14 protein-coding genes are annotated in these 13,517 nt (G+C 60.7%); 9 read left to right on the top strand and 5 right to left on the bottom strand.

All coding sequences use genetic code 11. From position 1 onward, the window contains the following. Positions 1-70 precede the first annotated feature (70 nt). The gene (locus AAEO81_RS02150; RefSeq protein ID WP_296186334.1) at positions 71-454 is read right to left on the bottom strand and encodes a DUF423 domain-containing protein; all 384 of its coding nucleotides are present in this window, start codon (positions 452-454) and stop codon (positions 71-73) included. A gap of 79 nt (positions 455-533) precedes the next feature. Between AAEO81_RS02150 and mtgA the strand changes: the two genes are divergently transcribed. After that, a complete protein-coding gene (gene mtgA, locus AAEO81_RS02145) occupies positions 534-1,244 on the top strand; it encodes a monofunctional biosynthetic peptidoglycan transglycosylase (protein WP_341961345.1) in 711 nt (236 codons plus the stop codon). A gap of 188 nt (positions 1,245-1,432) precedes the next feature. Here the strand turns inward: mtgA and rpoH are convergent, their stop codons facing one another. From rpoH to ftsY, 4 genes are all read right to left on the bottom strand, one after another. Continuing rightward, complete coding sequence (gene rpoH / locus AAEO81_RS02140; protein ID WP_065991120.1) at positions 1,433-2,287, bottom strand: RNA polymerase sigma factor RpoH; 855 nt, start codon at positions 2,285-2,287, stop codon at positions 1,433-1,435. Between the two features lie 138 nt (positions 2,288-2,425). Beyond that, on the bottom strand, positions 2,426-3,451 hold the full coding sequence (gene ftsX / locus AAEO81_RS02135) for a permease-like cell division protein FtsX (protein ID WP_341961343.1): 1,026 nt from the start codon (positions 3,449-3,451) through the stop codon (positions 2,426-2,428). Then, positions 3,448-4,119 (bottom strand): cell division ATP-binding protein FtsE, encoded by a 672-nt coding sequence (gene ftsE / locus AAEO81_RS02130; RefSeq protein WP_166595768.1) that lies wholly within the window; start codon positions 4,117-4,119, stop codon positions 3,448-3,450. The genes ftsX and ftsE overlap by 4 nt, the downstream gene beginning before the upstream one ends. Then, on the bottom strand, positions 4,116-5,663 hold the full coding sequence (ftsY, locus tag AAEO81_RS02125; RefSeq protein ID WP_341961341.1) for a signal recognition particle-docking protein FtsY: 1,548 nt from the start codon (positions 5,661-5,663) through the stop codon (positions 4,116-4,118). Before ftsY ends, ftsE begins: the two co-directional genes overlap by 4 nt. A 294-nt stretch (positions 5,664-5,957) precedes the next feature. Here ftsY and AAEO81_RS02120 point away from each other — a divergent pair, with 294 nt between their 5' ends. The 8 genes from AAEO81_RS02120 to AAEO81_RS02085 all read left to right on the top strand — a co-directional run bounded on the left by AAEO81_RS02120 (position 5,958) and on the right by AAEO81_RS02085 (position 13,499). Further along, positions 5,958-7,310, top strand: coding sequence for a pitrilysin family protein (locus AAEO81_RS02120; RefSeq protein WP_341961339.1), 1,353 nt, complete (start codon positions 5,958-5,960; stop codon positions 7,308-7,310). A 44-nt stretch (positions 7,311-7,354) separates the two neighbouring features. Further along, the gene (locus AAEO81_RS02115; RefSeq protein WP_341964444.1) at positions 7,355-8,803 is read left to right on the top strand and encodes a pitrilysin family protein; all 1,449 of its coding nucleotides are present in this window, start codon (positions 7,355-7,357) and stop codon (positions 8,801-8,803) included. Further along, positions 8,803-9,423 carry a 16S rRNA (guanine(966)-N(2))-methyltransferase RsmD gene (gene rsmD, locus AAEO81_RS02110; RefSeq protein ID WP_341961338.1) on the top strand — a complete coding sequence of 207 codons (621 nt, stop codon included), beginning with the start codon at positions 8,803-8,805 and terminating at the stop codon, positions 9,421-9,423. The genes AAEO81_RS02115 and rsmD overlap by 1 nt, the downstream gene beginning before the upstream one ends. After that, entirely contained in the window at positions 9,407-10,411 is a 1,005-nt protein-coding gene (locus AAEO81_RS02105) for a hydrolase (protein WP_341961337.1), read from the top strand. The genes rsmD and AAEO81_RS02105 overlap by 17 nt, the downstream gene beginning before the upstream one ends. 196 nt (positions 10,412-10,607) lie before the next feature. Then, on the top strand, positions 10,608-11,336 hold the full coding sequence (locus tag AAEO81_RS02100) for an AzlC family ABC transporter permease (protein WP_341961336.1): 729 nt from the start codon (positions 10,608-10,610) through the stop codon (positions 11,334-11,336). Continuing rightward, entirely contained in the window at positions 11,333-11,656 is a 324-nt protein-coding gene (locus AAEO81_RS02095) for an AzlD domain-containing protein (protein WP_166595774.1), read from the top strand. The genes AAEO81_RS02100 and AAEO81_RS02095 overlap by 4 nt, the downstream gene beginning before the upstream one ends. A gap of 151 nt (positions 11,657-11,807) precedes the next feature. Further along, complete coding sequence (locus AAEO81_RS02090) at positions 11,808-12,812, top strand: methionine ABC transporter ATP-binding protein (RefSeq protein WP_341961335.1); 1,005 nt, start codon at positions 11,808-11,810, stop codon at positions 12,810-12,812. Positions 12,813-12,830: 18 nt separating this feature from the next. After that, positions 12,831-13,499, top strand: a complete 669-nt coding sequence (locus tag AAEO81_RS02085; RefSeq protein ID WP_341961333.1) for a methionine ABC transporter permease — start codon at positions 12,831-12,833, stop codon at positions 13,497-13,499. Positions 13,500-13,517: the final 18 nt, after the last annotated feature.

Genomic DNA, 13,517 nt, shown 5'->3' with positions numbered 1-13,517 from the left:
CGATCAGCCGATGGGACCAAGGCAAAGCAGTGCCATTCGTCTCACATCGGACTGCCGGGTCAGGTTCTCTTTAGAGCGTATCGAGCCCCAGACGCCAGGCGAGCCAGCCCAGAATGAACCAGCCGATTAGAAAGCACAGCCCGCCGATCGGCGTGATGATGCCCAGTTTGCTGACGCCGGTGAGGGTCAGCAGGTAAAGACTGCCGGAGAACAGCAAAATACCCAGCACAAAGGCGATGCCCGCGTAGCTGACCAGTCGCCCCTGAATCTGCGTCGCCAGAATCGCCACACCAAAGATCGCAAGGGTGTGGATCAATTGATACAGCACGCCGGTGTGAAAAATCGCCAGGTACTCAGGCGTCAGGCGGTTTTTCAGGCCATGGGCCGCGAATGCGCCAAGGGCGACGCCGGTGAATCCGAAGAAAGCCGCCAACATCAGAAAGGTTCGTAACATGTGAAACTCCAGGCAAAGTCGTTCAATGGCGCGTGGTCTGTATAATGGCCCGCTCAACCGGTTCGGCCAAGCCATCCCTATGCTGCGTTTTCTTCTCCGTCGTGTCGCCAAAGGCCTGCTCTGGTTCGCAGCGGCCAGTGTCGTGCTGGTTTTGATCTTTCGCTTCGTGCCTCCGCCGTTCACCGCGTTGATGGTCGAGCGCAAGGTCGAGTCCTGGCTCGACGGCCAACCCATCGACCTGCAACGGGACTGGCAACCGTGGGAGAGAATCTCCGACGACCTGAAAGTTGCCGTCATCGCAGGTGAAGACCAGAAATTCGCCGAGCACTGGGGTTTCGATATCGACGCCATCCAGGCCGCACTGGTTCATAACGAACGTGGCGGCTCGATTCGCGGCGCCAGCACGCTGAGCCAGCAGGTCTCGAAAAACCTCTTTTTGTGGTCCGGCCGCAGTTATCTGCGCAAGGGTCTGGAAGCCTGGTTCACCGGCCTGATCGAAGTGCTCTGGTCCAAGCAACGGATTCTTGAGGTTTACGTCAACAGTGTGGAATGGGACGACGGCGTGTTCGGCGCCCAGGCTGCGGCGCAACATCACTTCCACGTCAACGCCAGCCAGCTCTCGACCCAGCAGGCCAGCTACCTCGCCGCCGTGCTGCCCAGTCCTCGGGAATGGAGCGCCAGCCACCCCACCAGCTATGTGTCGCGCCGCGCCGGGTGGATTCGTCAACAGATGCGCCAGTTGGGTGGGGATGAGTATCTGGTGGGGATAAACAATCGGCGAGAGTGGTAAACCAAACCTTTTAGAGCCACACGCAAAACCTGTAGGAGTGAGCTTGCTCGCGATGGCGTCATACCAGACACCCAGGCAGTGACTGAAAGGCCGCTATCGCGAGCAAGCTCACTCCTACAGGTCATCATCAGGCTCACAAACAAAAACGCCCCGATCATCTCGGGGCGTTTTGCATTTCGGTTGACCGCTTACGCAGCAATCGACAGTTTGAGCTTGTTCATCGCGCTCTTTTCGAGCTGGCGGATACGCTCGGCTGAGACGTTGTACTTTTCGGCCAGGTCGTGCAGCGTCGCCTTTTCCTCGGCCAGCCAGCGCTGGTAGAGGATGTCGCGGCTACGGTCGTCCAGCACGTTCAAGGCTTCGTGCAGGTTGGCGGTCGAGCTATCAGTCCAGTCGGAATCTTCCAGCTGACGCGCTGGATCGTAACGATGGTCTTCCAGGTAGTTGGCCGGAGACTGGAACGCGCTGTCGTCGTCGGCTTCAGCAGCCGGGTCGAACGCCATGTCGTGACCGGTCAAACGGCTTTCCATCTCGCGCACTTCACGCGGCTCCACACCGAGGCTTTCAGCCACACGGTGCACTTCTTCGTTGTTCAGCCACGCCAGACGTTTCTTCTGGCTGCGCAGGTTGAAGAACAGCTTGCGCTGGGCCTTGGTGGTCGCGACTTTCACGATGCGCCAGTTGCGCAGAATGAACTCGTGAATCTCAGCTTTGATCCAGTGCACGGCGAACGACACCAGACGCACGCCCATTTCTGGGTTGAAACGCTTCACGGCCTTCATCAGACCGACGTTACCTTCCTGGATCAGGTCAGCCTGAGCCAGTCCATAACCGGAATAACTACGTGCGATATGCACGACAAAACGCAGGTGGGCGAGCACCATCTGCCGAGCCGCCCCTAAATCCTGCTCGTAATAGAGACTCTCGGCCAGTTCACGCTCCTGCTCGGGCGTCAGCAATGGAATGCTGTTGACCGTGTGCACATAGGCTTCCAGGTTTGCACCCGGAACCAAGGCATAAGCAGGTTGCAAAGAATTGGTCATACGAAAAAACCTCCGACACATGACTCGTGCAGTTCAGCACTGCGAAATTGACCGGGAGCCGCTAAACAAGTTCCCTTAGCTGAAAAGTCAATAGATGAAACAAAATTTACGCTTAAAAGATTACCCGAACATTAAAACTCAACGAGGTGCCAGCTCTCTCAAATGGCGTGCAACGGCAATCCACGCACCGATATACCCCAACAACACCGCCCCAAGCAATAGGGACAGACCATCGGCAACCGGCACACCCGCCAGTGCGAAATTGCTTCCATAAAGGCCAGCCAATCGCACCACCGCCTCGTTCAACCAGTCCAGGCCGAACGCCAGCACACCCCAAGACAGAATCCCGGCGCCGAAGCCGTACAACGCGCCCATATAAAGGAAGGGCCTGCGCACGTAGGCATCGGTACCGCCCACTAGTTTAATGACTTCGATCTCGGTGCGGCGGTTCTCGATATGAAGACGGATGGTATTGCCTATCACCAATAACAATGCCACCACCAACAGCACTGTCAGGCCGAACACGAAGCGGTCACCCAATTTCAGAATCGCCGCCAGACGTTCGACCCAGACCAGATCCAGCTGCGCCTGCTGCACTTTCGGCAATTCAGCGAGACGCGTACGTAATGCCTCCAGCGCCGGCTTGTCAACTTCCTGCGGGGTCACCAGCACGACGCCGGGCAGCGGGTTTTCAGGCAATTCCTTGAGCGCTTCGCCCAGGCCTGATTGCTGCTGGAACTCGTTCAGCGCCTGATCGCGGGAGATGTACTCTGCTTCGGCGACGCCGGGCATCTCTTTGATCTGAGCGACCAACCCCTCGCCTTCACTCGGCGAAGCATTCAGTTGCAAATAAAGAGAGATCTGCGCCGCGCGCTGCCACGAACCGCCCAGCCGCTCGACGTTGCTCAGCAGCAACGACAAGCCCATCGGCAGGCTCAATGCAACGGCCATCACCAGACAGGTAAAGAAGCTGCCAATTGGCTGCTTGCCCAGACGCCGCAAGCTGTCGGCCATGCTGGAGCGATGGGCTTCGATCCATGCGTTGAACAGTTGGCCAAAGCTTGGGCCATCATCATCGTCGTGTTTCTTTTTCTTCTGCGGGCCCGGCTCGGCGGCCTTTGGCGCCACGCGTTCGGAAACCTTGGGGCTGCGAGTGGCACTCATACGCCAGCCTCCCCGTCACCGATCAGGCGGCCGCGTTGCAGGGTCAGCATGCGGTGGCGCATGCGCGCAATCAGGGCCAGGTCGTGACTGGCGATCAGCACGCTGGTGCCCAGGCGGTTGATGTCTTCGAATACGCCCATGATTTCCGCTGCCAGCCGTGGATCGAGGTTACCGGTGGGTTCGTCCGCCAGCAGCAAGGCCGGGCGGTGAACGATGGCGCGTGCAATACCGACGCGCTGCTGCTGACCGGTGGATAAGTCGCCAGGGTACAGCTCGGCCTTGTCAGACAGGGCCACACGCTCCAGCGCCGAATCGACGCGTTTGGTCACTTCTGCCTTGGACAGCCCCAGAATCTGGAGCGGCAGGGCGACGTTATTGAAGACCGTGCGGTCGAACAGCAACTGGTGGTTCTGGAACACGACGCCGATCTGCCGCCGCAGGAACGGAATCTGCGCATTGCTGATCTGCCCGAGGTCTTGCCCCGCCAGCAGCAGTTTGCCGGTGGTGGGACGCTCCATCGCCAGCAGCAGCCGCAACAGCGTACTTTTACCGGCACCGGAGTGGCCGGTCACAAACAGAAACTCACCGCGACGCACTCGAAAGCTCAGCTCATGCAAGCCGACGTGTCCGTTCGGATAGCGTTTACCGACCTGTTCGAAACGAATCATGTGCGCTCCCGCTCGGCGAAGAGGGCCTGAACGAAGGGTTCGGCCTCGAATGTCCGCAAATCGTCGATGCCTTCACCGACGCCGATGTAACGAATCGGCAGTCCGAACTGCTTGGCCAGCGCGAAGATCACCCCGCCTTTGGCCGTGCCGTCGAGCTTGGTGAGGGCAAGGCCCGTCAGGCTCACCGTCTGATTGAATTGCTTGGCCTGGTTGATGGCGTTCTGACCTGTACCGGCATCCAGCACCAGCAACACTTCGTGAGGCGCGGCTTCGTCCAGCTTGCCGATCACGCGGCGCACCTTTTTCAGCTCTTCCATCAGGTTATCTTTGGTGTGCAGACGACCGGCGGTGTCGGCGATCAACACATCGACACCACGGGCCTTGGCGGCCTGCACGGCGTCAAAGATGACCGAGGCCGAGTCGGCGCCAGTGTGCTGGGCGATGACCGGGATCTTGTTGCGCTCACCCCAGACCTGAAGCTGCTCGACCGCCGCAGCGCGGAAGGTGTCGCCTGCCGCCAGCATGACTTTCTTGCCTTCAAGCTGAAGCTTCTTGGCCAGCTTGCCGATAGTGGTGGTCTTGCCAGCGCCGTTGACGCCAACGACCAGAATCACAAATGGCTTGTGTTCTGCGGTAATGACGAGCGGCGCTTCCACCGGTTTGAGCATTTCAGTCAGTTCGCTTTGCAGCGACTTGTACAGCGCGTCGCTGTCGGTCAACTGTTTGCGCGCCACTTTCTGGGTCAGGTTGCGCACGATCAACGACGTGGCTTCAACACCCACGTCGGCGGTCAACAAGCGCGTTTCCAGCTCATCGAGCATGTCATCGTCGATGGCTTTCTTGCCCAGGAACAGGCTGGCCATGCCTTCACCAAGGCTGGCGCTGGTCTTGGACAGACCCTGTTTCAGGCGGGCGAAGAAACCGGGTTGCCTGGCTTCCACGACGGGAGCCGGAGCTTCAGGGACGACTAGCGCTGGCGGGATCTCGATCACGGGTGCAACCGGCACAGCCACTGTCGGCGCGGGAACAGGCGAAGGCTGGGTCAGCGCAGGCAAGTCAGCGCCAGCGACCGGGTCGGGCAGGGCAACCGGGATTGGCTCGATGGACGGTGGCACTTCAAAAGACGGGGTATCGACCACCGCAGGCTGAGCCGGCGGATGCGGAATGGCGATCTCGGATTGCACGTGCGACGCGGTGTACACCGGAATCTCGGGGGTGACGTGCGGCTCCTGTTCATCCGTCAGAGCCACCGGCTCTTCGGCGACCGGTAGCTTCAGCCAAGGCTCGCCGGCTGGTTGCTCAATGATTGGCGCTGGCGCTTCGAAAGCCGTGGCGACATGTGGCACAGCAGGCGGAATCGCCGGAGGGGTTTGCGGCTCGGCAGCAGGCGGCGTCGGCTCGACGACAGACTCGGGCGCTGCGGCGGGTGAATCCTGTGGCTGCTCTGCAACGGCTTCCTGCGGCTTTTTGCGCAGCCATCCGAACAGGCCTTTTTTCTCGCCAGCCGGGGCTGGGGTCTTCTTGTCGTCGTTGGAACCAAACATGGAGGACGGCTATCTCAAGGTAGCGACGCGCCAGAGCGGCGCCTCTGAAAAATTCTGTATGCGAAACAGACTGCTTTTATGTCCGCTTGTTCATCAGTTGCCCCGGCACGTGGCATCAGTGAATCCGCTTCATAGCGTTCAGCCACTGTCGCCCCAATCAGCCTTAAGGCCATGGCTTATCCGAAAACTCCTACATCTTAGTCGTGGTCGGCAAGCAAACTGGCCGCTATCCTAACACCCCCGCGCCCGCCGACGCTAAGTTCAAGCAGGCCGTCTCGAAGGTTCAAATGACGAATGAATGCTATTGCCCGCCGTGCCGCAGGCCTTCTGCTCGGCACATTGTGTTTGCCCCTTGCTGCTCTCGCCGCCGACCCTCAACCCACTTCCGAATTCACGCTGGATAACGGCCTGAAAGTCGTCGTGCGCGAAGATCATCGCGCGCCGGTCGTGGTGTCGCAGGTCTGGTACAAGGTGGGCTCCAGTTACGAGACGCCCGGCCAGACCGGCCTGTCCCACGCGCTGGAACACATGATGTTCAAGGGCAGCTCCAAGGCGGGTCCGGGTGAGGCTTCGCTGATCCTGCGCGACCTTGGCGCCGAAGAAAACGCCTTCACCAGCGATGATTACACCGCGTACTACCAGGTGCTGGCTCGCGATCGCCTGAGCGTGGCCTTAGAGCTGGAAGCCGATCGCATGGCCAGCCTGCGCCTGCCGCCTGAAGAATTCGCGCGCGAGATAGAAGTTATCAAAGAGGAGCGTCGCCTGCGCACCGATGACAAGCCGAACGCAAAGGCTTACGAACGCTTCAAGGCCATGGCCTACCCGGCCAGCGGCTACCACACGCCGACCATCGGCTGGATGGCGGACCTCGACCGCATGAAGGTCGAAGAACTGCGCCACTGGTACGAATCCTGGTACGTGCCGAATAACGCCACGCTGGTCGTCGTGGGCGACGTGAAACCCGACGAAGTGAAGGCGCTGGCCGAACGCTTCTTCGGGCCAATTCCACGGCGTGACGTGCCGCCATCGAAAAAGCCGCTGGAATTGCCTGAACCGGGCCTGCGCCAGATCACCGTGCATGTTGCAACTCAAATGCCGAGCCTGATGTACGGCTTCAACGTCCCAAGCCTGTCCACCGCGAACGATCCGCAGTCAGTCAACGCACTGCGCCTGATCTCGGCACTGCTGGACGGCGGCTACAGCGCGCGCATTCCGACGCGTCTGGAGCGAGGTGAAGAACTCGTGACCGGTGCATCTTCCGATTACGACGCCTACACCCGTGGTGACAGCCTGTTCACCATCAGCGCCACGCCCAACATGCAGAAGAAGAAAACCCTCGCCGACACCGAAGCGGGTATCTGGCGCCTGCTGGACGAGCTGAAAAACAAGCCGCCGACCAAAGAAGAGCTTGAGCGGGTTCGGGCGCAGGTCATCGCCGGTCTGGTGTATGAGCGTGATTCGATCACCAGTCAGGCCAGCACCATCGGCGAGCTGGAAACCGTGGGGCTGTCCTGGCGCCTGATCGACGGCGAACTGGCGGCGCTGCAAAGCGTCACTCCGGAAGATATCCAGAAAGCCGCTCGCACCTATTTCACCCGCGAACGCCTCGCCGTCGCGCACGTTCTGCCTGAGGAGAAAGCCAAATGACCCCGCGCAACGAAACACGCCTGGGGCGAACGCGGGCCCCTTCGATGCTGCTGGCGGCGACCCTCGCGCTGTTTAGCGCCGCACCGGCCATGGCCGACACACCCGCCGATGCGCCCAAAGCCATCGATAAAGCCGCGAACACCCTCGAATCCTTGAAAGAACTCGACGGCAAGGCCCCGGCCCGTCGCTCATTGAACATTCAGTCGTGGAACACCGCCGAAGGCGCCCGCGTGCTGTTCGTCGAAGCTCACGAACTGCCGATGTTCGACATGCGCTTGCTGTTCGCGGCTGGCAGCAGTCAGGATGGCGCCACCCCGGGGATCGCGCTGGTCACCAACGCCATGCTCAATGAAGGCGTGAAAGGCAAGAATGTCAGCGCCATCGCCGAAGGTTTCGAAGGGCTGGGCGCCGACTTCGGCAACGGCTCCTACCGCGACATGGCGCTGGTTTCGCTGCGCAGCCTGAGTGCGCCCGAGAAACGCGAACCGGCGCTCAAGCTGTTCTCGGAAGTGGTGGGCAAGCCCACGCTCCCTAGTGACTCGCTGGCCCGGATCAAAAACCAGCTTCTCGCCAGCTTTGAATATCAAAAGCAAAACCCCGGCAAACTGGCGGGCGATGAGCTGTTCACGCGCTTGTATGGGAATCACCCCTACGGGCATCCAAGCATGGGCACTGCCAAAAGCATCACGCCAATCACGCTCGCGCAGCTGAAAGCCTTTCACGCCAAGGCCTACGCGGCGGGGAACGCGGTGATTGCATTGGTGGGCGATCTTTCTCGCGCAGATGCCGAAGCGGTTGCCGCTCAGGTGTCGGCGTCGCTGCCGAAAGGCCCGGCATTGGCGAAGACCGTTGCGCCGACCGAGCCGAAATCTGGCGAGACTCACATTGAGTTTCCTTCCAAGCAGACCCACCTGATGCTGGCCGAGCTGGGCATTGACCGGGCCGATCCGGATTATGCAGCGCTCTCGCTGGGCAACTCGATCCTCGGCGGCGGCGGCTTTGGCAGCCGCTTGATGACCGAAGTACGGGAAAAGCGTGGCCTGACGTACGGTATTTCGTCGGGCTTCACGCCGATGCAGGCCCAAGGCCCGTTCATCATCGGCCTGCAAACCCGTGCAGAACTCAGCGAAAACACCTTGAAGCTGGTCAAGGACGTCACCCGTGACTTCCTCGAGAACGGCCCCACCCAGAAAGAGCTCGACGACGCCAAGCGCGAACTCGCAGGCAGCTTCCCGCTGTCCACGGCGAGCAACTCGGCAATCGTTGGCCAATTGGGGGCAATCGGCTTCTATAATCTGCCCCTGAGCTACATCGAAGACTTCATGACGCAGTCTCAGAGCGTCACCGTCGAGCAGATCAAAACGGTGATGAACAAGCATCTGGACGTGGACAAGCTGGTCATCGTGACCGCTGGCCCTACTGTCCCGCAGAAACCTCTGCCGCCCCCTACTGATCGACCTGCCGAGCAACCCCTCGGCGTTCCGGAGCACTAATGACCTCGACTTCCAAGCCGCCGCGCATTCACAAAGGGCACAAAGTCCATACGGGCCTCGGCCAACTGCGGATCATCGGCGGCGAATGGCGCAGTCGGCGTCTGAGTTTTCCTGATGCCCCCGGCCTGCGCCCGACGCCGGACCGGGTGCGCGAGACCCTGTTCAACTGGTTGGCGCCGTACATCGAAGGCGCCCGCGTGCTCGACCCGTTCGCGGGCAGCGGCGCGCTGTATCTGGAAGCACTGTCTCGCGGCGCCAGCCTGGGCCTGGCACTGGACACCAATTCCGCCGCCATTTCCAACCTGCGCGAGCATCTCGGCACCCTGCGCTGCACCGTGGGTCGGACATCGACCGGCGACGCCCTGCGTTATCTGGAGACCCAGCCCGCAGAGCAGTTCGACGTGATCTTCCTCGACCCGCCGTTCCACCAAAACCTGCTGGCACCGGCCTGCACGTTGCTCGAAGAACGTCAGTGGCTGGCGGACAACGCGTGGATCTACACCGAAAGCGAAACTGCGCCCTCCACCTTGGCCATGCCGGGCAACTGGCGACTGCACCGCGAGAAAAAGGCCGGGCAGGTGTATTACGCGCTGTGGGAACGAAGTGCCGTCGCCAGCTGACAGCCGGGCCTTCGTTCCGGCAACCGGCCTCGGCAATCCCCACCTGCAAACCTTGTGGGGGCCGCTGTGGCGCAAGACCGTTCACCTCGACCGTCGTCGCGAGCGCATCTGGCTGGAAGACGGCGACTTCCTCGACCTCGACTGGCATGGGCCTCATGACGCCCAAGTGCCGGTCGTCATTGTGCTGCATGGCCTGACCGGGTCTTCCAATTCGCCTTACGTTGCAGGTTTGCAGCGGGCGATGGAAAAGCGCGGCTGGTCCAGCGTTGCGGTGAACTGGCGTGGCTGTTCAGGAGAGCCCAATCTGTTGCCTCGCAGCTACCACTCCGGCGCCACGGAAGACCTCGCCGCCGTGATCGATCACTTGCGAGCCGCCCGCCCCTTGGCGCCGCTCTATGCCGTCGGTTATTCGCTGGGCGGTAATATCTTGCTCAAGTACCTCGGCGAATCCGGCCTCCAAAGCCAGTTACAAGGGGCTGCGGCGGTGTCGGTGCCATTTCGGCTGGACGAGTGCGCGGACCGTATCGGGCTAGGCTTTTCCAAGGTGTATCAGCGCCACTTCATGCGCGAGATGGTCGGTTACATCCGGGACAAACAACGCCGCTTTCAACACGAAGGGTTGAGCGACGGGCTCGCGGTCCTCGCGGCACTGGGTTCGCTGGACAACCTGCGCACGTTCTGGGATTTCGACGGGAAGGTCACCGCGCCGCTCAACGGTTTCCTCGATGCCCACGACTATTACCGGAAAGCGTCGAGCCGCTATTACCTCGGCGCGATTCGCACGCCGACGCTGCTGGTGCAGGCATTGGACGACCCGTTCGTGTTTCGCCACAGCCTGCCCGAGCCTGGCGAGTTGTCTGACAGTACCCGATTCGACTTTCAGGCTCAGGGTGGCCATGTCGGGTTCGTTGGCGGGACGATCAGAACACCGACCTATTACCTGGAACAGCGGATTCCGGAGTGGTTGGTGGAGGTGCATGGGGCGTAAGACTGAGACCTATGCGTTGACTGAAAAACCCTCGTCGCTGCCGTCGTTCCTCCGGCGTCTCCCACAGGATGTGTGGTAGCCCGAATAAACCATTCGCAAACCGATCCACGGCCAAACAGCATTGCGGCATCGTGCAAGATCGTTCAAGACACTCCCACCCCGAACGCCTACCCTGCGGGACATAAGGAGAAGAACCATGTCCCGTAATCAACTGTTCGTTCGCGGTCTTCGCGACAGCGTGCCCATGCTGGTCGGCATTGCACCGTTCGGCATCATCTTTGGAACCCTCGCAGGCGTTGGCGGCTTGTCGCTGTGGCAGGCGGTCGGCATGTCGATGTTTGTCTATGCCGGATCGGCGCAGTTCATCGTTGTCAGCTTGATGGGCGCGGGCGCCAGCGCGGTCGTGATCTTGCTGACCACGTTCATCGTCAACCTTCGCCACGTGCTGTACAGCGCCACGATGCAGCCTCAAGTTCAGGGATTGCCGCAGCGCTGGCGGTTGCTGCTGGCGTTCTGGCTGACCGATGAAACCTTCGCGGTCGTCCAGCGCTTTTACCTCGTTCATGGCCGTACCCCGCTGGCGCATTGGTACTGGCTGGGGGTCACCGTCGCGCTCTACGCTTGCTGGGTCAGCAGTTCACTGGTCGGCGTTTTATTCGGCCAAGCCGTGCCGGACATGGCGAGTTGGGGGCTGGAATTCGCGATGCTGGCGACGTTCATCGGCATCGTCGTCCCGCTTCTGCGCAACCGACCGCAGGTCGCGGCTGCGCTGGCGGCCGGTGCTGTCGCGCTGATGACGTGGGCATGGCCCTACAAACTGGGGCTGATGGCGGCCGCGTTCAGTGGCATCGCCGTGGGCGTACTTCTCGAACGTCGGCAGTCTTCCAACGCGCAGGACACCCCGAGCAATGAGGTGCATTCATGAGCTATTGGTGGCTGATTCTCGGCATGACCGCAATCACGTTTCTGATGCGCTACAGCCTGTTCGCCTGGCCGAATCTGCGTTTCCCGCCGGTGGTTCGCCAAGGGCTGCACTACGTACCGACTGCGGTGCTGACTGCCATCGTCGTGCCGGGCATGCTCCTGCCGGACGGCCAGCATTGGCAGGTGTCATGGCACAACGCGTACCTGCTGGCGGGGATCGCCGCCATTGCAATCGCTGCGTTCAGTCGCAACCTGCTGGCGACCATCGGCGGCGGGCTGGCGGTGTTCTTTTTGCTGCGTTGGGCGATGGGGCAGATTTGAACGAGGTTATAAGCAAAGAATTAAAAATTCCTTTCAGCTATAACAAACAGCACTGATTATGCAGTTCTTGAATGATTGGCGGCACTTCTGATGTCGGCGGTTTTCGACGTCTGATTTGTCGCGCAAGCGAATATCACCAAGGACAGCTGCAGTGAGCGATCCGATTTTCCGCCTGACCCACGTCAGCAAAACCTTCGACCGTGACAACACCGTCACCACCGCCCTTGAGGATGTCGATCTGGAGATCGAGCGCGGCGCGTTTCTCGGCATCGTTGGCACATCGGGCGCTGGCAAAAGCACGCTGCTGCGCCTGCTCAATCTGTTGGAAGCGCCATCGGCAGGCACCGTTGAGTTCGACGGCCAGGACCTCGCATCGCTGGATGCTCGGGGTCAGCGCGAATATCTGTCGAAAGTGTCGACTATTTTTCAGCACTTCAATTTGTTTCACGGCAAGACCGTCCTCGACAACGTCGCGTTTCCGCTCGCCATTCGCGGTGTCCCAGCCGCTGAGCGGTATGCGCGCGCGAGGGCGTTGATCGAAAAAGTCGGACTCCAAGATCGCGAAGGGCATTACCCCTCACAGCTGTCAGGTGGGCAGAAACAGCGCGTCGGCATTGCCCGCGCCCTGATCACCAACCCTCAAGTCTTACTGTGCGATGAGGCTACCAGCGCGCTGGACTCACAAACCACTCAGACCATTCTCGATTTGCTGGCGGACCTCAAGCAGCTCTACGGTTTCACTGTGATCCTGATCACTCACGCGTGGGACGTTATTCGCTACGCCTGCGATGCCGCTGTGTTGATCGAACACGGGCGTATCACCGAAGCGGGCACGCTCAAGGATGTGATCCAGCGGGAGCACTCGGTCCTCAAGGACCACCTTCTGCCTCTGAACAAAGATGCCGCCTGGCAGAACGGACCCGACACCCTTGACCTGATTTTCGAGCATCCCGAAAGCCAGACCGACTTGCTGTCCACACTCGCGGGCGCCCTGAGTCTCGACTTCTCGATCCTGTCCGGGCGGGTCGACAACCTCGGCAAAACCCCGGTTGCCCGGTTTCAGGTGCGCTTTCGCCCACGCCACCCGCAGACCCACCTCGATGTGGGGCAGGTCAGGCAATGGCTGACCGACCAGATGATCACCGTCAACCTCTGATTCCCGTTCGAGCGCCCCATGAACCCCATGACTTGGCAAACCTACCTTCCGGATTTCTGGGCCGCCCTGGCGCAGACCCTCTACATGATCGCCATCGCGGGACCCTGCATCATCCTGGCTGGCCTCACGGTGGGCACCACGCTGTACCTGATCGCGCCACAATCCATTTCACCGAGACCTGCGCTGTATTACCTGCTGACCACCGCCGTCAACGTCGGTCGCTCCATTCCGTTCCTGATTCTGATCGTGCTGCTGATCCCCGTGACCCGCGCCACCGTGGGCACAACGCTTGGGCCGGTGGCGGCCATCATTCCGCTCGTGTTGGGTTTCACGCCGTTCTTCTCAAGGCTCGTGGAGTCGGTGCTGCGGGAGATTGATCAGGGTCGAATCGAGGCCGCACGTTCCATGGGCGTGACCCGCTTTCAGCTGATTTTCCGGGTGCTGCTGCCCGAGTCTTTCTCAGGATTGCTCAACGCCATGACCATCATTCTGGTGGGCACCGTGGAAGGCACCGCAGTGGCGGGCGCCGTGGGTGCAGGCGGCGTCGGGGATTTCGCCATCGAGTTTGGCTACCAGCGTTTCTACGGCGAGCTGATGTTCATCTCGGTGTTTTCGATGGTCATCATCGTCCAGTTCATCCAGATCACCGGCGACGTGTGGATTCGTGCCCGCAGCCACAAGCGATAGCCGCAAACACTCATCGGC

Origin of the sequence: Pseudomonas sp. RC10 (assembly GCF_038397775.1) — a bacterium.
Taxonomy (GTDB): Bacteria; Pseudomonadota; Gammaproteobacteria; order Pseudomonadales; family Pseudomonadaceae; genus Aquipseudomonas; species Aquipseudomonas bambusae.
The sequence above is the reverse complement of the archived record's forward strand: the minus strand, read 5'-3'. Positions and strand labels throughout refer to the sequence as shown.